Source organism: Segatella hominis (genome assembly GCF_004535825.1).
Classification (GTDB): Bacteria; Bacteroidota; Bacteroidia; order Bacteroidales; family Bacteroidaceae; genus Prevotella; species Prevotella hominis.
The window spans coordinates 1-20,423 of record NZ_SGVY01000005.1 but is presented as its reverse complement, the minus strand read 5'-3'; the positions used below and the strand labels follow the sequence as shown (position 1 = coordinate 20,423).

Sequence of the window (20,423 nt, the reverse complement as noted above, 5' to 3'; positions counted from 1 at the left end):
ATGAACGAAATCATTAATTATCTGAATCAAATAGACACAAATATATTCCTGTATTTCAATGGTCTCCACAACCATTATTGGGATTACTTCATGACCATGTATTCTGACAGGTTTGTCTGGATACCATTCTACGCAAGCTTCCTGTATGTGATGCTGCGCAATTTCCATATCAAGGAAACCGTCACTTGTCTGCTGGTCATCGTCGCCATTATATTCATCTGCGACCAGACAGCCTCTACTCTCCTCAAACCGATGATAGGGCGCATGCGACCAAGCAACCCCGACAATCCGATCTCGTCGATGGTGCATGTCGTATTCGGGTATCGCGGTGGCAGATATGGATTTCCGTCCTCCCACTCAGCCAACGCCTGGAGTATGGCATTCTTTGCAATGTTTCTGGTGAAGCGCACCAAACTGACGGTATTCCTCACCATCTGGGCGCTGCTGATGAGCTACTCCCGCATCTATCTCGGAGTGCATTATCCAGGCGATCTCTTTGTGGGCATGCTCATCGGACTGATTACGGCTACGGCTTCATACTATGTCTTCCGATATTTCGCAAGAAACTATACAGACAAGTTTAAGCCGGGTGGCATGCAACTCAAATATCAGAGATACCCGATATATACAGGACTTATTTCCATTTGGGTGATGCTGACAGTCAGTGGAATCTTAGCTTACATCAATTAAGAGTTATATTTAAGCAACAATAATTTAGTTACACAAAATCTTTAACGTATGAAAAAGTCAATTATGATGGCCCTCTGCATGGGCATGTTGGTATTCGCAGCATCTTGCGACAACAAAAAGGCAGAAACAAAAGCAGAACCTGCTAAAGTAGAAGTAGAAGTTATCACAGACTCTGCATTCCAGCAGAAGGCTGCAGGTGACTATGCAAGTCTTGACCAGAAGACTGTCATCACTTTGAACAGCGACTTTACTGTTACCACAAAGAACTACAAGAAGAACTACTACAAGTGGGAGTTCATGGTACAGCCACAGGGTTCTGAAGCAAACATCATGCTCGCAAGCAAGGGTATGGATACAGATATCAAGGATCAGGCAATCATCGATGTTGAGGAAGGCAAGATCGTAGTTAACAACGAGACATTCCGCAAGGCTGCCAAGTAATTCAAAAAGAAATAGCCTATGATTGTTTTTCCATGTGCCAAGATCAACCTTGGCTTGAACATCGTAAGCAAAAGAGAGGATGGTTACCATAATCTGGAAACCGTCTTCTATCCCATCCCACTGTATGATGCATTGGAAATCAAATACATGGATGAGAAATTTCCGAGCGATACTGCCTGCGACCTGAAGGTGACAGGCAATGCTGTGGATTGTGATGAGCAGAAAAATCTGGTGGTAAAGGCTTACCATATTCTGGCAGCCGACTACCAGTTGCAACGCATCCACACTCACCTCTACAAGCATATCCCCTCTCAAGCCGGTCTTGGCGGCGGTTCTTCGGATGCAGCCTTCATGATCAGACTTCTCGATGAGCGTTTCCGTCTCAATATCGGTAATCCGGAAATGGAACGTTATGCAGCCCGACTGGGTGCCGACTGTGCTTTCTTTATCGAAGCAGAACCTGCTTATGCGGAGGGTATCGGAGATGTACTGATGCCTGCAGATGGTCCTGATGGCAACCTGCATGGATACTATCTTTGTGTTGTAAAACCTGACGTTGCCGTAAGCACCAAGGAGGCTTACAGTGCCATCACCCCAAAGAAACCAGCCAAGAGCTGCCGTGATATCGTGCGCCAACCGATAGAAACCTGGAAAGAAGAACTAGTCAATGATTTCGAGGAACCTATCTTCAAGATGCACCCGGAACTGGCAGCCATCAAGCAGAAACTTTACGACCAAGGTGCAGTCTACGCCTCCATGAGCGGTAGCGGAAGTGCCCTCTATGGTATCTTCAAGGAAGAACCAAAGGGAATCGAAGAACAGTTTGACGGCATGTTCTGCGAAGTGATGAAACTGTAGCAGAAAGCTGGAATCAGATCAGTAAAGAAACTCTAAAAGGAAATAAACATGAATGAAGAAACTCATCAGAAACTGATGAAGATCAAGCGAAGTTTTCGCCTCTTAATGAGTGGTCCAACCTCTCAGTCGATGACCCAGAAAGGCTTAGGCTATAAGATCAACTGGGGCGTACCTTTCATAGAACTGAAGAAGATGGCCTTGGAATATGGCAAGGATTATGAACTGGCCATTGAACTCTGGAAGGAAGATATCCGTGAATGCAAGATTCTTGCCACCCTCATCATGCCGGCAGAGAAGATGCTGCCAGAGATCACAGACATTTGGATGGAACAGGTCAAGAGCCAGGAAATGGCTGAGATGCTGGCATTCAATCTTCTGCAGCATGTGGATTATGCTCCTGCCATTGCCTATGAGTGGATTGCCACAGACAAGACGCTTTATGAGATAGCAGGATTCCAACTGTTAGCAAGACTCTTCGCCAACGGACAGGAAGCTAACGAGAGAGGCATCAATGAGTTTCTCGACCAGGCTGCAGTTGCCTTACAAGGCGATAATATGGGTATCAAGCATGCTGCTGCCAACTGTGTATTGCGCTTTGCTGACCTCGGTGAAGAATACGAGAAGATTGCTCGCGCTGCCCTGAAGGGTATTTTTGAATTATAAAACTTAATCCAAGAAGAAAAAGAAATCCCCCGCTCCACAAGAATCGCTTGATTCTGATGAAGCGGGGGAATTTTATATCCTACTATGAAAATAGAATCAGTATCATTGCAGATTTAATTCTTTTTTCCTTTTCTTTTCAGTTCCAGCTTTGGAATCTTCACTTTCTGTCCCGGTTTTATCTCAGAACATCCGTTAATGGCCTGCATATAGCATTCCATGCCAGGCCCCAAATAGAGTTTACTCAATCCTGCTAAAGTCTGACCACTCTTAGCCGTCACGGTCTTTTCTACACCCACGATACGATAAGCGCCTGTTCTGATGCGAGGATCGTTGAGATACACAGAAGCCTTTTCAGCCATTTTCACGGCATTATTAGCTTGAGCCATCCGGATGCTGTCCTGCTTGGCCTTTTTCTTCATTGCCAACTGAGCATGGTCTGTCTGCTCATTGTTTGCCTGAGCACCATTAGCCAGAGCGTTCTCTGCGTCAGTTTTATCATCCGAGGAAGCAACAGACTTCGCTGTATCCACAGGAGCAACTACCTTTGGCTTAGGTTTTGGTTGAGGCTGAGGTTTGATAGCCTTCAACTGCATCTCCATCTGCTCTTGTCGAGCCTGCATTTTGCCGTAAATAAAGGAAAACCAGCATAGGCCACCCAACAGAGCAACAAAGACCACAGATACCAAGGCGACCACATATTTTGGTATCACGAGATGGTGATGGTCTGAAGCATAAGCTTCGTCTTCATCGAGTGTCTCGTCATATTCCGGCTGCTTCTTGTTCTCCACATTCGATTGCGAAACGACAACCTTCGCCTCTTCAGGCGTTTTCTCAACGTGGGCTTCTGCTGCTTTTGGGACTTCTAACTCTTCTTTAACTTTAGCTTCTTCCACCCTTTCTATTTCTTCTGCTTCAGATTCATTTTTCTTCAAATGAGAAATCAGCATTCCAACTTCTTCCGGAATACCGTTTTCTTCAGTCTTAGAAATAGTATCATCTGAAGTTTGAGAGATATTATCTTCGGAAGTCTCAGAAATATCATCTTCTGATATCTCAGCGTTTTTCAATTCTGAAGACAAAGCAACCGTTTCTTCTGAAATCGGAGTATTTACTTCCTGAGACAGTTCATCCTTCTGTCCACCTTCCTGAGACTGCAACTCTGCATCCAACAGACTCTCTTGAGACTTCTTTGCCTCCTGAGACAGTTCTTCTTTCTGAGGCTGTTCCGCATTCTGCTCCTCTTGAACCAACTCTTCATCATGGCATTCCTGTTCTTTCTGAAGCTGCAGTTCCTCTTCTTCCCTTTCCATATTGGCGAATTTCTCGTCAATATCAGAGAAATCGATACCATCATTCACCACAACGGTTTCGAATTGGGCAAAAGGTTTGTTGATGATTTCCTTCAGGATATTATCCGGAGTAAAAGAAATCTTATCGCGCCCCTCTATCAGAATTCGCTCACCGGTATTGACATCCACGCTCTCCCTATCTTTCACGGAAGTAATCTTGAAGGTACCCAGCCACTTCATTTTCAGCAACTTGTCCTCCTGGATGCCGTCACCAGCAACCTCAAACATGGTGGCAATAAAGCGCTCAGCCTCAGCCTGGGTAAGTCCACGCTTGCTGGCAACAGCCTTAGCCAAAACAGACAAACTCGACTTACTCATCTTCCTCCCCTCCATTATTTATTTTTTCCTTGACGGAAGCAACAGGTCGGAATCCGAGCACAAGTTTCGGAGGAACCAGCTGGCGCTTCTTCGTAAGCGGATTGACCACTACGCGCTCCAGTCGTTTCTTCACCTCAAAGGTGCCGAAATCAGGAATCGTCACCTGTTCGCCCTCTTCAAACTGAGTTATCATCGCATCAATCACCTTTCTCACAAGGCGTTGAGTATCCTCCTGTGAGAAACCGGTTTTGCGAGCCAGCTCAGCGATGTATTGTTTATTGTTCATCTTATATCAATTCTCCATAAAAGATCCTTAGACCAATTCTCCATACAGATCAAACTCTTCACTTGAAGTAATCTTCACGTCATAGAAGTTACCCACTCTCAGTCGCTTGGTGGCAGGAATCAGCACCTCAGGATCCACCTCAGGAGAGCAGAATTCCGTTCTACCGATATAATAGTCGCCTTCCTTGCGATCGATGATGACCTTGAGCACCTTGCCCACCTTTTCAGCTTCCACTTCAGCACTGATATCCTGCTGAAGCGCCATCAACTGATCCAGTCTGCTCTGCTTCACTTCCTCCGGAACATCATCTTCATAATGCTTGGCACTGTAGGTACCTTCCTCTTCAGAATAAGCGAAAGCACCCATGCGCTCAAACTTCGCCCATTTCACGAACTCCATCAGTTCCTGGAAATCCTCCTCAGTTTCTCCCGGGAAACCGACGAGCAGAGTGGTTCGGATATGAATGCCCGGCACTTTTTCTCTGATAGCCTGTATCAGTTCCATCGTCTCCTTCTTGGTCACATGGCGATGCATACGGTCGAGCATGTGGTCACTGATATGCTGCAATGCGATATCGAGATACTTGCAGACATTTGGCTTTTCGCGCATCACATCAAGCAAATCCATCGGGAACTGGTTTGGATAAGCATAATGCAGGCGAATCCACTTGACACCAGGGATATCAGCCATGTCGGAAATCAAATCCGTGATATGATGCTTACCATCGATATCAAGCCCATAATAGGTAAGTTCCTGGGCGATAATCTGGAATTCCTTCACACCATCCGCTACCATTTCGCGAACTTCCTGCAGGATTTCCTCCTTCGGGCGGCTTACGTGCTTGCCAGTAATAATCGGAATAGCGCAATAGGCGCAATGGCGGTCGCATCCTTCGGAAATCTTCACGTAAGCATAGTGTCGTGGTGTGGTGAGATGGCGACGACCATTACAAGCAGGCACCTCAGCCTTTCCCAGTTCACTGAGAAGAAGCTTGTAGTTATATTTGCCGTAAAACTTATCAACTTCAGGAATTTCAGCTTCAAGTTCTTTCTGATAACGCTGGGAGAGACAACCCATGACATAGAGTTTTCTAACCTTACCTTCTTGCTTGCGCTGCACAAATTCCAGGATCGTATCAATGCTTTCCTGCTTGGCATCCCCGATGAATCCACAAGTATTGATGACTGCGATTTCACCCTGTGGACGCTTGGAATCGTGCACGCAGTGATAGCCGTTTGCCTCAAACTGCTTCATCAGTAACTCGCTGTCCACCAGATTTTTGGAGCAGCCCATCGTAATTATATCGATTTCGTTCTTTTTCACGTTTTCTTAATCTACCGTTTTATTTCTAATTTTTGAAAATCACCAAGCCGTCTTATAGAGAGGACCTTGTTCCGTTTATATAGAGAGAAGAAAGACAGACGCGTCTTTGTATTTCACTGAAAATAGTCCTTGTCATTAGAAAGAGGACTTAGTCTTTCTTGAAGAGAGAATCTACAAATTCTTTCTTATTGAAGAGCTGCATATCCTCCATTCCCTCACCCAGTCCGATGTACTTCACAGGCACCTTCAACTGGTCTGAGATTCCGATTACCACACCACCTTTGGCAGTACCATCAAGTTTGGTGATAGCCAAGGATGTAATGTTAGTGACTGCGGCAAACTGCTTAGCCTGCTCAAACGCATTCTGTCCGGTACTGCCATCGAGCACGAGCATCACCTCATCAGGAGCCTCAGGCAAAACCTTCTTCATGACATCCTTGATTTTCTTGAGCTCATTCATCAGTCCCACCTTGTTGTGCAGTCGTCCGGCAGTATCAATCAGCACCACGTCGGCGCCATTAGCCTTAGCACTCTGAAGGGTATCGAAGGCAACAGAAGCAGGATCGGAACCCATCTGCTGCTTCACCACAGGCACCCCAACTCTCTCTCCCCAGATGCAGATCTGCTCAACTGCAGCTGCACGGAAGGTATCAGCGGCACCGAGATAAACCTTTTTGCCAGCCTTCTTAAACTGGTAAGCCAACTTGCCGATGGTAGTAGTTTTACCCACACCATTCACACCGACAACGAGAATGACATAAGGTTTGTGATCGGAAGGCAAATCCCAATCGTCATTATCATCAGAATGATTTTCAGAGAGCAGATTAGCGATTTCCTCACGGAGGATTCTGTCAAGTTCAGAGGTAGAAACGTACTTATCACGAGCAACTCTCTCTTCGATGCGGCGGATGATTTTCACCGTAGTCTCCACACCGACATCAGAGGTAATCAAAACCTCCTCCAGATCGTCGAGTACATCATCATCAACGGTTGATTTACCTGCTACAGCACGTGCCAACTTACTGAATACACTCTCCTTGGTTTTCTCGAGTCCTTTGTCGAGAGTTTCCTTTTTCTTATTATTAAAAAAACCGAATAATCCCATAAGATATAATATTTTCTGCAAAGATAATAGAAAAAGCTAACAACACCAAATTATATTGCAACTTTTTCATAGAAACAAGGAGAAATGACAAATGAGAAAGATTAAAGAATGACAAATGACAAATGAGGAATGAGGAAGGAGAAGGAAAGGAAAAGAAAAAGGTCGCAACTCGGTAGAGTTACGACCCATGAATATATTAAGTACTAAATGATTAGTCCTTGAAGAAATCCTTAACAGCCTCGTTAGGTACCATCTTCTCATCGAAAACGTAAGCACCAGTTTTAGGGCTCTTAACCATCTTGATAACCTTTGTATATGCGCGACCATCCATGTTACCTTCGTGGAGGGTAGCGACCGCTTTCTTTGCCATAGTCTATTTAATTGATAAAATTGTTTATAAACTTGTAAGCGAGCTTACTTAATCTCCTTGTGAAGAGTCATCTTCTTAAGGATTGGGTTGTACTTCATCAACTCAAGACGCTCAGGAGTGTTCTTACGATTCTTTGTAGTCACGTAACGGCTTGTACCTGGCATACCACTGTTCTTATGCTCAGTGCACTCGAGGATAACTTGTACTCTATTACCTTTTGCTTTCTTTGCCATGATATTATTCTCCTATTACTTTAATGTCTTTCCAATCTACGTAACCCTTAGACACAGCCTGCTTCAGGGCAGCGTCAAGACCTACCTTGTTAATGAGACGAAGACCAGCAGCGCTGATCTTAAGGCTAATCCAGCACTCTTCTTCTACATAGTAGAATTTCTTGCTGAAGAGGTTAACGTCAAAGCTTCTCTTTGTACGGTGCTTTGAGTGAGACACATTGCAACCTAACTGTGCCTTCTTACCTGTAATTTGACAAATCTTAGACATTTCTATCTTTAATTTTCTAATTCGTTAATTGATACCTATTCCAAACAGAGTGCAAAATTACAAATAATTCTCGTATATACAAAATATTCCATAGTAGAAGTCCAACTTTTAAGTTTTTTTTGCTTTTCCCTTTCCTTTTTCGTCTCATTTCCCTATTTTTCACTTCAACATAAAAGGAAAAGGAGTTGCGTCATAGGTCGTCTATATTGCTATTTTATTCATCGGATGAAACAGAATTTATTCGGAGATTTCCTGCTAAGGCGATTACTCACGGATTTACGCGGAGGCGACCTATTCGGTCGTTACAGATACCCCTGAGAATGGGAAATATCCCACGAAGAAAAATCTGTGAAATCTGTGAGACAAAAAACTTCCACGAAGAAAAATCTGCGTCATCTGTGAAATCTGTGGGACAAAAAACTTCCACGAAGAAAAATCTGCGTCATCTGCGAAATCTGCGTGACAAAAACAATAAGGGAATATTTCGGGCGCCAGCCATTGGCCATAGGCCAAATATCCGCGAAAATCCGTGAGTAATCCGATAAGCAAGAATGCCTCCGATTCATCCGTGAAATCCGATGAAAAAAACTTCGAAGAAATGAAAAAAGAGGATGTGCCATGAACTTTTATGACACATCCTCTAATATTTTCTAATATCTTAATAGAAGAAGAACTTCATCTTCCTACAAATTCAGACTGACAGAAGAACTTAATCTTTCTTCAAATCCTCTTCATGCTCCTTGAGGAAAGCGAACATAGACTTCAACGCCGTATTGGTAGCGATGGCGAGATTGATGTCACGACCGAAATCGTCTGTGAGTTTCAGAGTGCGCACATCATCCTTGCTACCATAGCCTATCCAGATGGTGCCCACAGGATTCTCCAAAGTACCTCCGGCAGGACCAGCTATACCCGTAGCAGAAATCGCATAATCCACATGGAGGGCATTGATGGCACCGATCACCATCTCCTTAGCCACTTCCTCACAAACGGCAGTCTGCTTCTCAAGCACCTCATGGCTCACAGCGAGCAGGTTCTCCTTCACCTCATTGGTATAGGAAACAATACCACCCTTGAAGTAGTTGCTCGCACCAGGTACTGCAATGATAGCCTCAGCGATACGGCCGCCAGTGCAACTCTCTGCCGTACCCAAAGTCTTATCACTATTGTATAGCATCTCTGAGATGCTCTTACTCAAAATCTTACTTTCAAATTCCATATTTAATATAAAAAACTATTTGAACGTTACTTTAGAGAATGCAGGCAAGTCTATGGTTGCGAAGTCCTTATCGCGATACTTAAACGTGCCCACGCATCCTATCATCGCTGCATTATCAGTCGTATAACTGAACTTCGGAATATAGATGGTCCATCCGAAGCGCTTAGCATGATCATGAAAGGCATTGCGCAAACCATTGTTGGCAGAAACACCTCCCGCAACAGCCACGTGGGTGATACCCGTCTGCTTCACTGCCATGCGGAGCTTCTTCATCAGGATATCCACGATAGTAAACTCGATGCTGGCAGCCAGGTCGAACTTGTTTTTCTCTACGAAATCAGGATCGTCTGCCACCCATTTGCGGAGACTGTAGAGGAAACTGGTCTTGAAGCCAGAGAAACTATAGTTGAGTCCCGGGATATGCGGTTCAGCAAAAGAGAAAGCCTTCGGATTGCCCTGTCTTGCATATTTATCTACGATAGGACCACCCGGATACCCCCACTCCAGCACCTTGGCGCATTTGTCGATAGCCTCGCCAGCAGCATCATCGATGGTCTGACCGAGCACCTGCATATCATTGTACGCATTTACCTTCACAATCTGGGAGTTTCCACCCGAAACAAGAAGACAGATGAAAGGGAACGGAGGAGCCGTCTGGTCGTCATCACTTTCCTTGATGAAATGCGCCATCACGTGTCCCTGCAAGTGATTGACATCAATCAGAGGAATGTTGAGCGAGCGGGCGAGTCCCTTGGCAAAGCTGACACCTACGAGCAATGAACCCATCAGACCGGGACCTCTCGTAAAGGCCACTGCACTCAGGTCTTCCTTGGTGATGCCGGCACGCTTAATAGCCTGATCGACCACAGGAACCACATTCTGCTGATGCGCACGCGAAGCCAGTTCTGGAACCACACCACCATAAGCGCGATGCACCTCCTGTGAAGCCGTAACATTGCTCAGCAGCACTCCATTTCTCAAGACAGCAGCCGAGGTATCATCACAGCTGCTCTCAATACCCAATATATATATATCCTTCTTTTCGTTTTCTTCCATGATTTTATACACCTTATTATATTGATTCTTACACCATTATATCGAATCCTACTGATCCTCACAGATTCTTACACCTTATTATATAATGGTGAGTATATATTATGGTGAGTATTCTTTAGTAGGTCAGCACCTCTACGCCGTGTTCTGTCATCACGAAGGTATGCTCCCACTGTGCAGATGGTTTTTCATCGCCTGTGATAACCTCCCATCCGTATGGATCGTCCGCATCGATAAACACCTTCCAGGTACCCATGTTAATCATTGGTTCGATGGTGAATACCATACCCGGAACGAGCAGCATACCAGTACCCTTATGACCGTAGTGAAGCACCTCTGGCTCTTCGTGGAACTCGCAGCCCACGCCATGTCCACAGAGATCGCGCACCACTCCATAACCGTATTTCTTGCAGTGATTCTCGATAGCATGACCGATGTCGCCCACAAAACTGTATGGCTTGGCAGCTTCAGCACCAATTTCGAGGCATTCCTTGGCCACTCTCACCAGCTGCTCCTTCTCTGGAGTCGTCTTACCGATGATAAACATACGGGAAGCGTCAGCATAATAGCCGTCCACGATGGTAGTCATATCCACATTGACGATATCGCCCTCCTGGAGCACGTCTTCCTCCTTAGGAATACCGTGGCAAACCACCTCATTGATACTCGTACAAACACTCTTAGGATAGCCCTCATAATTGAGACAGGCAGGTATGGCGTCATGATCCTTGCAGTACTGCATACAGATGTCGTCAATCTCCTGCGTGTTCATACCTGGGCGGATAGCTTCAGCCACCGCATCAAGACAGCCCGTATTGACGACACCGCTCTTACGGATACCCTCAATCTGTTCTGGAGTCTTGATCAAATCACGAGTAGGCACCAATTTGCCCTTATTTTCCCAAAACATCACCTGCTTATCAAGGTCGGTCAGAGGCTGACCCGGCAAGCAATGCCATCTTCTTTTTTTAATAACCATTTCGTTTAATTTTATCGCGGCAGCCCCATCAGGTCCACCCATTATTTCTATTTACATCTGCAAAAGTACAACATTTCAAGCAGAGTACAAAATAATTGCAATAATATTTATCTTTTTTCAGATACTTACAGCATTCTATTTCAGAAACTTGTAGATTTCCTCTGTCCAGTCTGCCCCATTCTGCGGACAATAGGTGCGGATACCGAGTTCGCTGGCAGCAGCGCAGTTGCGCGGACCATCATCTACGAAGAGCGCATCTTCTGGGAGAATTTTTTCCTGAGTGAGCACATAGCGGAAGAAGCGATCATCCGGCTTCATCAACTTCACCTCATAACTGCGATACAGGGCATCAAAATACTCACCGATGGCATGGCCGTCACCAGAGAATTCCGTGCTGTCTGTCCAGGAACTCATGTAGGGATTGGTATTGGAGAGGAGAATCACACGATAGCCTTCCTCTTTCAACTTGCGGAGAGCAGCCAACTTATTGGCAGGCACATCAGCCGCATAACCCAACCAGCAATGGCGCACTTCATCAAAAGACAGTTTTCTGCCCACCATCTTCTCCAGGGCCTCCTGATACTCCTCAAGGCTCAGTTTCCCCTCCTCCAGGTCACCGAAGATGCCCGCCTGACAATAAGGGTTCAAAACTTCATCAGCCTTCTGCAGCCCCAATGCACTGAAACGCCTCACTGCTTCATCATGGTTGAGTGTGATGATCACGCCGCCCATGTCAAAAATCACCGTTTTAATCATAACTATATTTTCTCTAACGTTTTCTATATCAACTCTTTCGTATCCTGTATTTATCTGATGAATTCAGTATTTATCTACTAAATTCTGCGTCTTATTCAAACAAGTTCAACTTATTCTTGCGGGCTTCATCGAGGCTGGCGAGTTTCTGCTGCTGCTCATGATATTCCGCCCTCATCTTAGCATACTTGTCGTCCAGTTCCTTCACGAATTTCGGACCTTCCACCTTATCAAAGAGGCGGGTGCAGATGCCGGCATTCAGACTCGCGTCTTTCACCCAGACCACCGGACCGTCGTATTCCGGAGCTATCTTGAGCGCCACGTGCAGTTCGCTGGTAGTAGCACCGCCCACCATGATAGGGATGCGCAGCCCCGCTTTCTGCATCTCGTGAGCCACATGCACCATTTCATCGAGCGACGGCGTAATCAGTCCGCTCAATCCGATGGCATCCACCTTTTCCTCGATAGCCTTCTTGACAATCTGTTCGGCAGGAACCATCACACCTAAGTCGATGACATCAAAGTTATTGCACGACATCACCACGCAGACAATGTTCTTTCCGATATCATGCACATCACCCTTCACGGTAGCCATCACCACCTTGCCAGCCTTGGTAGAACTGCCCGTATTCTCAGCCTCGATATGCGGTTGGAGGATAGAAACAGCCGCTTTCATCGTACGTGCGGTCTTGACCACCTGTGGCAGGAACATCTTTCCTTCACCGAAGAGAGCACCCACTTCGTTCATACCGTCCATCAGCGGTCCCTCGATCACATTCACGGCATGCGGATATTTGGCGAGTGCCTCATCGATATCCTTCTGCAGGAACTCCGTGATACCCTTGCGCAGGGCATATTTCAAGCGGCTCTCCACCGGTTCCTTGCGCCATTCCGGAGCAGCCGGTTTAGCCACGGGCGCACCACCCGTCTTGGCAGCAGCCTTGGCTGCATCCATCTGTTCCTTGATCTCATTAGCCAGGTCTATCAGTTCGTCGGCAGCACCCTTTCTGCGGTTGAGCACCACGTCCTCGATGAGTTCACGCTGTGCTTCAGGCAATTTGGCGTAATCCTTTCTGGCTTTGGCATTTACGATACCGAAGTCCATACCCACCAACTGGGCATGATGAAGGAAAACGGCATGGATAGCCTCGCGGATATAAGTATTGCCACGGAAGGAGAAAGAGAGGTTGCTCACACCACCGCTCACATGGGCACCAGGCAGATGCTGGTGGATCCATTCCGTAGCGCGGATAAACTCCACGGCATAGTTATCGTGCTCCTCCATACCCGTAGCGATGGCCAGCACATTCGGATCGAAGATGATGTCGAGCGGATTCATTCCCACCTTATCCACGAGGATGCGATAGGCCCTCTCGGCTATCTCAATACGGCGCTCAAAGGTAGTAGCCTGCCCGATTTCATCGAAACACATCACCACCACGGCAGCTCCGTATCTCATCACATCACGGGCGTGGGAGATAAACTTCTCCTCACCTTCCTTGAGCGAGATGGAGTTGACGATGCACTTACCCTGACAGCACTTCAGTCCGGCAACAATGACGTCCCATTTCGAGGAGTCAATCATGATAGGAACCTTGGCGATCTCAGGTTCAGCAGCTATCATATTGAGGAAGTTGACCATCTCCACCTTAGCATCCAGCAGACCGTCATCCATGTTGACATCCACGACAGCAGCTCCGTCGGCCACCTGCTTGCGGGCAATATCCAACGCCTCCTCATACTGTTTTTCATTGATGAGTCGGAGGAACTTGCGGCTACCCGCCACATTGCATCGCTCGCCCACATTGACGAATCTTGACGCATCCATCGGAAGTTTCACGGAGTCGTCCACATCAAGCAGATCAAGTCCAGAGAGCCACATGGTGTCCGGTTTGGCTGCCACCTGATGCGGCTTCACCCCCTGCGCCATACGGTTGTAACTGGCGATGAATTCAGGCGAAGTACCACAGCAACCGCCGATAATATTAACCAGTCCCTCGTCGAGGAACTCCTTGATTTTCGGAGCCATACTCTCAGCCGTCTCGTCATACTGTCCCATCTCGTTAGGCAGTCCGGCGTTCGGATGGGCGCTGATATACCATGGCGCCACTGCCCCCATGCGCTTGATGAAAGGTTTCATCTGCGGAGCACCGAAGGCACAGTTCATGCCCACCGAGAAGATAGGATAAGACGAGATGCTGGCCAGGAAAGCCTCGATGGTCTGTCCGCTCAGGGTACGACCAGCCAGATCGCTCACGGTCAGACTCACCATGATAGGCAGGTCCACACCATGCTTCTTCATCGTGGTAAGCGCCGCATCGATCATCGCCTTACAGTTGAGCGTATCAAAGATAGTTTCGATGAGAATCACATCCACACCACCCTCGACGAGACCGTCGATTTGCTCGCATGTATCCTCAAAAAGTTCATCATACGTAATCTCACGTGCCGCAGGATTGCTCACATCAGGACTCATACTGCACGTTTTATTGGTAGGACCCACATCGCCCGCCACAAAACGCGGTTTGTCATCAGTGCTGAAAAGGTCGCACTGAATGCGTGCCAACCTGGCTCCCTCGTAAGCCATTTCCCGGGCTTGATTTTCCAAGTGATAATCAGCCTGTGAAATGCGCTGCGAAGAAAACGTGTTGGCAGAAATAATGTCGGCACCCGCTTCGAGGTACCTCCTGTAAATATCAGAAATCACATCGGGGCGGGTAATATTGAGCATATCATTATTACCCTTCATCTGTCCTGGAATATCCTGGAATCTGTCGCCCCTGAAGTCTTCCTCCGTCAATTTGTACTTCTGAATCTCCGTGCCCATCGCACCGTCGAGAATCAGGATTTTCTCCTTAACAATCTCTCTTATCGTCTTACCCATTGTCGATTTTCTGTATATAGGCGTGCTTTTGTGGGCACGGCATTCATATCTTAGAGGTGCTCGAGATGGCTTAGAAGTGCTTGATGGCACGGTCCATTTCTCGTCTGTCCTCCTTCTCCTTGAGCGTCTGTCGCTTGTCGTATTCCTTCTTACCCTTGCAGAGGGCGATATCAACCTTAGCACGTCCGTGGTCGTCGATAAAAACGAGTATAGGCACGATGGTAAATCCCGGCTGCTTGCTGTCTTCCTCAAGTCTTCTGAGTTCTCGCTTGTTGAGCAGCAACTTGCGGTCTCTGCGGGCCTCGTGATTGCTGAATGAGCCGTAGAAATAAGAAGAGATATTCATTCCCTTCACCCAGAGTTCGCCCTGGTAGAAGTCACAATAGCAGTCCACGAGCGAAGCCTTACCGCCACGTATCGACTTGATTTCGGTACCGGTAAGCACGATGCCTGCTGTATAGGTATCCACGAAGAAGTATTCGAAGGATGCCTTCTTGTTTCTTATCTGTATCGGACTCTTCTTGCGGAGTTCCTGTTCCTGTTTATTCATACACCAATGTTTTATACACCTATTTAATTATAGTAGCAAACTGCTGGATGTTTTCGTCGATATAGTAGGCCACCTTGCTGGTCCATTCCTCCTCATTTTCGACGAAAGCATCATCAAAGTCATCAAATTCAGGATATTTCTCGTAGAGCGCCATGAAATCCTCATCGCTCATATCCTGCTCCACCTCAGCAGCCGCTTTCTTGTAGAAGAAATGGGCCTTGTTGATGAGCTTTCCCAAGTCCGGGATACCCCAGTTGCGGAAAGCCTTGTCGGTAGGATTTCTGAAGATGAACCCGCCGAAGCCGTTGTGGATGAGCTGTATCATACCGCCATCCATCATCTCCTCGTGCAGGAAATGCCATGCCAGGAGGGTAATCTGGTCGCTGTTGAGTTCCGCCATATTCTGTGCGGTCAACTGTCCCCCGATGGCTTCCAGCGTAGCATCGATGAAAACCTTCACAAACTCGTCCATGCCCTCGAGTGCAGCTTTCTGCAGAGCAGCATCATTTATCTTAACTTGCGTCATAATCTAATTAAAATTGCAATTTTCAGTTTGCAAAGATACACCAAAATGTGCATAAAGCAAAGAAAAATGACAAGAAATAGGTTAAAGAGTTAAAAAGAATACTCATTTTTAGGTATTTTCCCAAGATTTTTTGTACTTTTGTAGTCGAAATGTGGCAGCAGTGCTCAAATTTCTGACCGCATATATAATATAAGGTGTACAGAAATATAGTGTTTATATATTCATTAATATAAATTTTAGCGAATATGATCTATTCTAAAGAAGTGGACAACATGTGCGTTGTCGCTAAGGGTCCTAACCACGGACCAGCTCCAATTCCTGAAGAGGGAAAATGGATTCAGGCAAAAGAGATTAAGGATATCTCTGGTTATACTCACGGTGTGGGTTGGTGTGCTCCTCAGCAGGGTGCTTGTAAGCTTTCTTTGAACATCAAGGAAGGTGTTATCCAGGAGGCTCTCGTTGAGACTATCGGTTGTACTGGTATGACTCACTCAGCAGCTATGGCTTCTGAGATTCTTCCAGGCAAGACTATCCTTGAGGCATTGAACACAGACCTTGTTTGCGATGCTATCAATACAGCAATGCGCGAGCTCTTCCTCCAGATTGTTTACGGTCGTAGCCAGAGCGCTTTCTCTGAGGGCGGTCTCGTTATCGGTGCAGGTCTTGAGGACTTGGGTAAGGGTCTTCGTTCACAGACTGGTACTCTCTACGGTACAGTAGCTAAGGGTACACGTTACCTTGAGTTGACAGAGGGTTACATCACAAAGCAGTTCTTGGATAAGGACAGCCAGGTTTGTGGTTACGAGTATGTACACCTCGGCAAGATGATGGAAGCTATCAAGAACGGTATGGATGCCAACGAGGCAGTAAAGAAGTTCACAGGTAGCTATGGCCGTACAACTGCCGAGCAGGGTGTTGTTAAAGCAATTGATCCACGTAAAGAATAATAAGGAGATACAGATATGATTAGAAAAGTAAGTTACGAAAGTCAGGAACGTCGCGAGAAGCAAGTTCTTGCTGCTCTCAATGCTAACGGTATTCAGAGCTTGGAAGAGGCTAATCAAATCTGCGAGGACGCAGGTGTTGATCCTTATCAGATGTGTGAAGACACTCAGCGTATCTGCTTCGAGAACGCTAAGTGGGCATATGTAGCTGGTGCTGCTATTGCTATCAAGAAGGGTGTGAAGACAGCTGCTGATGCTGCCGAGGCTATCGGTATCGGTTTGCAGGCTTTCTGTATCCCTGGTTCTGTAGCTGACGACCGTAAGGTAGGTCTCGGCCACGGTAACTTGGCTGCCCGTTTGCTCCGCGAGGAGACACAGTGCTTTGCTTTCTTGGCAGGTCACGAGTCTTTCGCTGCTGCTGAGGGTGCTATCAAGATCGCAGAGATGGCTAACAAGGTTCGCAAGAACCCATTGCGCGTTATCCTGAACGGTCTTGGCAAGGATGCTGCTCAGATCATCAGCCGTATCAACGGTTTCACATACGTACAGACCAAGTTCGACTACTACACAGGTGAGTTGAAGGTTGTTAACCGTATCGCTTACAGCGATGGCCCACGTGCTAAGGTTAACTGCTATGGTGCTGACGATGTTCGCGAGGGTGTAGCTATCAACTGGAGCGAGGATGTAGATGTATCTATCACAGGTAACTCTACCAACCCTACCCGTTTCCAGCACCCAGTAGCTGGTACTTACAAGAAGGAGCGTATTGCCGCTGGCAAGCCTTACTTCTCAGTAGCTTCTGGTGGTGGTACAGGTCGTACATTGCACCCAGATAACATGGCTGCAGGTCCTGCTTCTTACGGTATGACTGATACTATGGGTCGTATGCACTCAGACGCTCAGTTCGCAGGTTCTTCTTCAGTTCCTGCTCACGTAGAGATGATGGGCTTCCTCGGTATGGGTAACAACCCTATGGTAGGTGCTACTGTAGCTATCGCCGTAGCTATCGACTTGGCTTTGAACAAGAAGTAATTTTTGTTTAGGCAAAATATTTATCCTCCATATCCCCACACGTGGGAATATGGAGGATTTTTTATTCCCCCTTCTCCATGACTATCAGGTCGTGTATCAGCTTGATCTCATAATACTCGAAAGTGCTACCCACGGCTTCCCTGATCTCCGAGAAATGCTCTATTTCCGGATGAGCCTGCATGAATTCACGCAACTTTTTCTCATGAGCCGAAGAGATGAAGGTGCGAATACCTATCTTGCCCTCCATCACGTATGGCGTGAGATGACCGATGATGGTACCCTTGGTGAGATTGCGCTCAGCAGCTATCTGGTCGAGATTCATACCCCGACAGAACAGGCCATAACTGATTTCACGGGTTGGAACCTTCGGCTTCCTTGGTTCCCCGTCAGCATCCCCACGGGCACTCCTACTAACTCTCTGCCTTCCCCTGCCGGAACTACCCGCAGCCTCATCCTCCTCCATCAGCAGGAATTGGGCCTTCTTCCTCAGATAATCCGAAATCAGGAACTCGGCATCCGAGGAATACTTCAGCAGACGGTGCTTCAGATTCACCTCCAATTCAAACGATGAAAAACGCTCCTGAAACTGTTTCTTGGCCACCTTGTTGTCGGTCGCCACATTCGTTTTCTTCACCAGATCAACCAATACTCCCATCTTCTGTCCGAAATATTTCGCTCCCTTATGGATGCGGTCCTGCAGATCCGCACTCCTCAAGTCCGGATTGACGGCAAGCATGTTCGTATATTGCAGTTGGAACTTTTCCGATACGCCCTCTAAACTCTTCAGTACCACGTTCATCTGCTGGTACTCTCCCACCAACCGTGGATATTTCACATTGTAAAACTCCACCAAGCAACGCATCAGCAGTTCGTAGGCTGCATATATTCCGCAGAAATCGAAGAGTTCACCGATGCAGCGCAGGATATACTGCTGCTCCAGGGCAGAAACCACCTCGGGAGTAGGAGAAGCCAGATGACTGTTGAACTGCTCGATGGTGCCACTGCCGATGATGGCCGAAGGCGAAAGGGGCGCGCTGAGCACCATGCCCTCAAGCGACTTGCAGCGGCTCAGCGCCACGTAGGTCTGACCATAGGAGAACGAGCGGGAGGCATCGATGATGGCATGCTCGAAAGTAAGGCCCTGACTCTTGTGAATGGTAATCGCCCATGCCAGTCGCACGGGATACTGCCTGAACACGCCCTCCACGGTTTCCTCTATTTCCTTGGTCTCCTCATTGAGCGTATATTTTGCATTCGCCCATTCCGCCTTCTCCAGTTCAAACTCCTCGTCCGTATCACGGCTTCTCACCACAATCTCGCTTCCGTCGATACTCACCACCTCTCCTATCATACCGTTATAGAAGCGGTGCTGGACATCATTCTTCACAAACATGATCTGTGCGCCCTGCTTCAATACGAGTTTGTAGTCGGCTGGGTATGAGGACTCCGGGAAGTTGTCTTCCACCTCAGCTGTAAACGAGTATGCTTTTGAAGGCAGCGCTTCCAGTTCCTCCTCGTTGATGCGCTGGGCAGGCGCATTATGGGTAGTGAGACGGATATAGTTGTCCTCTTTCGGAGGAATGAAATCGGGGATATATCGCTTGTTGAGCGCCTGCAACGTAACAGTCGTGGCCTTGTTTTCACGCACCTGATTGAGGAGTGAGATAAATTCCTGGTCCTGCTGGCGATACACCTTCTTGAGTTCTATCGTGAGATAATGCGCCTGCTGCAGCGCCTTGCTGGAGAAGAAATAGGGCGTGTCGTAATACTGGCGCAGCATCCTCTCCTCATGGTCGGTCACCACGGGAGCCAGCTGATGCAGATCGCCTATCATGAGCAGCTGCACGCCTCCGAAGGGCAGATCATGCTTGCGGTATCTCCTGAGCACGGAATCGATGGCATCGAGCAGATCGCTCCTCACCATACTGATTTCGTCTATCACCAAGAGGTCGATAGAGCGGATGATTTTGCGCTTCAGGGCGCTAAACTGATATTTTTTCTTCTCATTACCTCCGAAGGAAGTGCCTGGGAGATAAGGAGACAGGGGCAATTGGAAGAACGAATGAATCGTCACGCCACCCGCATTGATGGCAGCAATACCGGTTGGAGCCAGCACCACCATTCGTTTCGGCGACTTCTCCTTGAGTTGTTTCAAGAAAGTAGTCTTTCCAGTTCCCGCTTTACCTGTAAGAAACAAGTTAGCACTTGTTTTTTCAATAATGTTCCATGCCAAGATGGATTCTTCGTTCATTTCCATTTGCTTTTACTTGATTATTGTATTTGCAACATCCATAAATGTCATTTTCGTATGTATTGGGGTAAAGATAAAAATATATCTTTCTTCTACCTGTTCCATATCTGTATATATTTATAACTGAGCCCACTTTAAAAAGGGGGCATATTTTGAATCCAGCATGACCAGTGTGGTCATTCTGAGTGAAACATAGCAATTGGCTCCGCTGGTGAATATCTTTCGAGAAATTGCCATGAAAGAGCCGAAAGCTTCTCTGATAGGCCCGAAAAGGGCAAATATCGATCTTTGAAATGTTGAAATCTGGAATATTACCATCCTTCGGAGG

At 47.0% G+C, this 20,423-nt stretch carries 21 protein-coding genes and 1 pseudogene; 6 read left to right on the top strand and 16 right to left on the bottom strand.

Annotation, left to right across the window (positions count from 1 at the left end):
* The 4 genes from EXN75_RS02755 to EXN75_RS02740 are packed head-to-tail and all read left to right on the top strand — an operon-like array spanning nucleotide 1 to nucleotide 2,652.
* Complete coding sequence (locus EXN75_RS02755; RefSeq protein WP_134842700.1) at nucleotides 1-690, top strand: phosphatase PAP2 family protein; 690 nt, start codon at nucleotides 1-3, stop codon at nucleotides 688-690.
* A 48-nt stretch (nucleotides 691-738) separates the two neighbouring features.
* Nucleotides 739-1,131 (top strand): hypothetical protein, encoded by a 393-nt coding sequence (locus tag EXN75_RS02750; RefSeq protein WP_134842699.1) that lies wholly within the window; start codon nucleotides 739-741, stop codon nucleotides 1,129-1,131.
* Between the two features lie 18 nt (nucleotides 1,132-1,149).
* Nucleotides 1,150-1,989, top strand: coding sequence for a 4-(cytidine 5'-diphospho)-2-C-methyl-D-erythritol kinase (gene ispE, locus EXN75_RS02745; protein ID WP_118119887.1), 840 nt, complete (start codon nucleotides 1,150-1,152; stop codon nucleotides 1,987-1,989).
* 48 nt (nucleotides 1,990-2,037) lie between these two features.
* Nucleotides 2,038-2,652, top strand: a complete 615-nt coding sequence (locus tag EXN75_RS02740) for a DNA alkylation repair protein (protein ID WP_022111595.1) — start codon at nucleotides 2,038-2,040, stop codon at nucleotides 2,650-2,652.
* A 113-nt stretch (nucleotides 2,653-2,765) separates the two neighbouring features.
* On the opposite strand, the gene EXN75_RS02735 is transcribed toward EXN75_RS02740, so the two are convergent.
* From EXN75_RS02735 to EXN75_RS02670, 14 genes are all read right to left on the bottom strand, one after another.
* The gene (locus EXN75_RS02735; protein ID WP_167639434.1) at nucleotides 2,766-4,319 is read right to left on the bottom strand and encodes an HU family DNA-binding protein; all 1,554 of its coding nucleotides are present in this window, start codon (nucleotides 4,317-4,319) and stop codon (nucleotides 2,766-2,768) included.
* A complete protein-coding gene (locus tag EXN75_RS02730) occupies nucleotides 4,312-4,605 on the bottom strand; it encodes an HU family DNA-binding protein (protein WP_118119891.1) in 294 nt (97 codons plus the stop codon). Before EXN75_RS02730 ends, EXN75_RS02735 begins: the two co-directional genes overlap by 8 nt.
* Before the next feature lie 27 nt (nucleotides 4,606-4,632).
* A complete protein-coding gene (gene rimO / locus EXN75_RS02725; protein WP_134842697.1) occupies nucleotides 4,633-5,928 on the bottom strand; it encodes a 30S ribosomal protein S12 methylthiotransferase RimO in 1,296 nt (431 codons plus the stop codon).
* 148 nt (nucleotides 5,929-6,076) lie between these two features.
* Complete coding sequence (gene ftsY / locus EXN75_RS02720) at nucleotides 6,077-7,033, bottom strand: signal recognition particle-docking protein FtsY (RefSeq protein WP_134842696.1); 957 nt, start codon at nucleotides 7,031-7,033, stop codon at nucleotides 6,077-6,079.
* A 211-nt stretch (nucleotides 7,034-7,244) separates the two neighbouring features.
* Nucleotides 7,245-7,403, bottom strand: coding sequence for a DUF4295 domain-containing protein (locus EXN75_RS02715; RefSeq protein WP_006849046.1), 159 nt, complete (start codon nucleotides 7,401-7,403; stop codon nucleotides 7,245-7,247).
* Between the two features lie 44 nt (nucleotides 7,404-7,447).
* Complete coding sequence (rpmG, locus tag EXN75_RS02710; protein ID WP_006849045.1) at nucleotides 7,448-7,636, bottom strand: 50S ribosomal protein L33; 189 nt, start codon at nucleotides 7,634-7,636, stop codon at nucleotides 7,448-7,450.
* A gap of 4 nt (nucleotides 7,637-7,640) precedes the next feature.
* Nucleotides 7,641-7,904: a 50S ribosomal protein L28 gene (gene rpmB, locus EXN75_RS02705; protein ID WP_022111600.1), complete on the bottom strand. Its 264-nt coding sequence runs from the start codon at nucleotides 7,902-7,904 to the stop codon at nucleotides 7,641-7,643.
* Nucleotides 7,905-8,613: 709 nt separating this feature from the next.
* Nucleotides 8,614-9,123 (bottom strand): CinA family protein, encoded by a 510-nt coding sequence (locus EXN75_RS02700; protein ID WP_134842695.1) that lies wholly within the window; start codon nucleotides 9,121-9,123, stop codon nucleotides 8,614-8,616.
* A 15-nt stretch (nucleotides 9,124-9,138) separates the two neighbouring features.
* Nucleotides 9,139-10,179 carry a tRNA (adenosine(37)-N6)-threonylcarbamoyltransferase complex transferase subunit TsaD gene (gene tsaD, locus EXN75_RS02695; RefSeq protein ID WP_118118673.1) on the bottom strand — a complete coding sequence of 347 codons (1,041 nt, stop codon included), beginning with the start codon at nucleotides 10,177-10,179 and terminating at the stop codon, nucleotides 9,139-9,141.
* A 115-nt stretch (nucleotides 10,180-10,294) separates the two neighbouring features.
* Nucleotides 10,295-11,155 carry a type I methionyl aminopeptidase gene (map, locus tag EXN75_RS02690; protein ID WP_134842694.1) on the bottom strand — a complete coding sequence of 287 codons (861 nt, stop codon included), beginning with the start codon at nucleotides 11,153-11,155 and terminating at the stop codon, nucleotides 10,295-10,297.
* Nucleotides 11,156-11,290: 135 nt separating this feature from the next.
* Complete coding sequence (locus EXN75_RS02685; RefSeq protein ID WP_118118671.1) at nucleotides 11,291-11,911, bottom strand: HAD family hydrolase; 621 nt, start codon at nucleotides 11,909-11,911, stop codon at nucleotides 11,291-11,293.
* A 91-nt stretch (nucleotides 11,912-12,002) separates the two neighbouring features.
* Nucleotides 12,003-14,792 carry a methionine synthase gene (gene metH / locus EXN75_RS02680; protein WP_134842693.1) on the bottom strand — a complete coding sequence of 930 codons (2,790 nt, stop codon included), beginning with the start codon at nucleotides 14,790-14,792 and terminating at the stop codon, nucleotides 12,003-12,005.
* A gap of 70 nt (nucleotides 14,793-14,862) precedes the next feature.
* Nucleotides 14,863-15,342, bottom strand: a complete 480-nt coding sequence (smpB, locus tag EXN75_RS02675; RefSeq protein ID WP_134842692.1) for an SsrA-binding protein SmpB — start codon at nucleotides 15,340-15,342, stop codon at nucleotides 14,863-14,865.
* A 19-nt stretch (nucleotides 15,343-15,361) separates the two neighbouring features.
* On the bottom strand, nucleotides 15,362-15,868 hold the full coding sequence (locus EXN75_RS02670) for a DMP19 family protein (protein WP_118118665.1): 507 nt from the start codon (nucleotides 15,866-15,868) through the stop codon (nucleotides 15,362-15,364).
* Nucleotides 15,869-16,113: 245 nt separating this feature from the next.
* On the opposite strand from EXN75_RS02670, the gene EXN75_RS02665 reads away from it, so the two are divergent.
* A complete protein-coding gene (locus EXN75_RS02665; RefSeq protein WP_006849036.1) occupies nucleotides 16,114-16,815 on the top strand; it encodes an iron-sulfur cluster assembly scaffold protein in 702 nt (233 codons plus the stop codon).
* A gap of 15 nt (nucleotides 16,816-16,830) precedes the next feature.
* Nucleotides 16,831-17,844: a GGGtGRT protein gene (locus EXN75_RS02660; protein ID WP_118118663.1), complete on the top strand. Its 1,014-nt coding sequence runs from the start codon at nucleotides 16,831-16,833 to the stop codon at nucleotides 17,842-17,844.
* 61 nt (nucleotides 17,845-17,905) lie between these two features.
* Here EXN75_RS02660 and EXN75_RS02655 read toward each other — a convergent pair whose 3' ends face one another.
* Together EXN75_RS02655 and EXN75_RS17990 are read right to left on the bottom strand one after the other, a co-directional pair.
* A complete protein-coding gene (locus tag EXN75_RS02655; RefSeq protein ID WP_134842691.1) occupies nucleotides 17,906-20,101 on the bottom strand; it encodes a helix-turn-helix domain-containing protein in 2,196 nt (731 codons plus the stop codon).
* 111 nt (nucleotides 20,102-20,212) lie between these two features.
* Nucleotides 20,213-20,423 (bottom strand): annotated as a pseudogene (locus tag EXN75_RS17990) (transposase); the annotation flags it as partial.

Bases quoted from the DNA above. Each gene is read 5' to 3' on its own strand.
- EXN75_RS02755 (WP_134842700.1), top strand. From the start codon at position 1: ATGAACGAAATCATTAATTATCTGAATCAAATAGACACAAATATATTC.
- EXN75_RS02750 (WP_134842699.1), top strand. From the start codon at position 739: ATGAAAAAGTCAATTATGATGGCCCTCTGCATGGGCATGTTGGTATTC.
- ispE (WP_118119887.1), top strand. From the start codon at position 1,150: ATGATTGTTTTTCCATGTGCCAAGATCAACCTTGGCTTGAACATCGTA.
- EXN75_RS02740 (WP_022111595.1), top strand. From the start codon at position 2,038: ATGAATGAAGAAACTCATCAGAAACTGATGAAGATCAAGCGAAGTTTT.
- EXN75_RS02735 (WP_167639434.1), bottom strand. From the start codon at position 4,319: ATGAGTAAGTCGAGTTTGTCTGTTTTGGCTAAGGCTGTTGCCAGCAAG.
- EXN75_RS02730 (WP_118119891.1), bottom strand. From the start codon at position 4,605: ATGAACAATAAACAATACATCGCTGAGCTGGCTCGCAAAACCGGTTTC.
- ftsY (WP_134842696.1), bottom strand. From the start codon at position 7,033: ATGGGATTATTCGGTTTTTTTAATAATAAGAAAAAGGAAACTCTCGAC.
- EXN75_RS02715 (WP_006849046.1), bottom strand. From the start codon at position 7,403: ATGGCAAAGAAAGCGGTCGCTACCCTCCACGAAGGTAACATGGATGGT.
- rpmG (WP_006849045.1), bottom strand. From the start codon at position 7,636: ATGGCAAAGAAAGCAAAAGGTAATAGAGTACAAGTTATCCTCGAGTGC.
- rpmB (WP_022111600.1), bottom strand. From the start codon at position 7,904: ATGTCTAAGATTTGTCAAATTACAGGTAAGAAGGCACAGTTAGGTTGC.
- EXN75_RS02700 (WP_134842695.1), bottom strand. From the start codon at position 9,123: ATGGAATTTGAAAGTAAGATTTTGAGTAAGAGCATCTCAGAGATGCTA.
- tsaD (WP_118118673.1), bottom strand. From the start codon at position 10,179: ATGGAAGAAAACGAAAAGAAGGATATATATATATTGGGTATTGAGAGC.
- map (WP_134842694.1), bottom strand. From the start codon at position 11,155: ATGGTTATTAAAAAAAGAAGATGGCATTGCTTGCCGGGTCAGCCTCTG.
- EXN75_RS02685 (WP_118118671.1), bottom strand. From the start codon at position 11,911: ATGATTAAAACGGTGATTTTTGACATGGGCGGCGTGATCATCACACTC.
- metH (WP_134842693.1), bottom strand. From the start codon at position 14,792: ATGGGTAAGACGATAAGAGAGATTGTTAAGGAGAAAATCCTGATTCTC.
- smpB (WP_134842692.1), bottom strand. From the start codon at position 15,342: ATGAATAAACAGGAACAGGAACTCCGCAAGAAGAGTCCGATACAGATA.
- EXN75_RS02670 (WP_118118665.1), bottom strand. From the start codon at position 15,868: ATGACGCAAGTTAAGATAAATGATGCTGCTCTGCAGAAAGCTGCACTC.
- EXN75_RS02665 (WP_006849036.1), top strand. From the start codon at position 16,114: ATGATCTATTCTAAAGAAGTGGACAACATGTGCGTTGTCGCTAAGGGT.
- EXN75_RS02660 (WP_118118663.1), top strand. From the start codon at position 16,831: ATGATTAGAAAAGTAAGTTACGAAAGTCAGGAACGTCGCGAGAAGCAA.
- EXN75_RS02655 (WP_134842691.1), bottom strand. From the start codon at position 20,101: ATGGAAATGAACGAAGAATCCATCTTGGCATGGAACATTATTGAAAAA.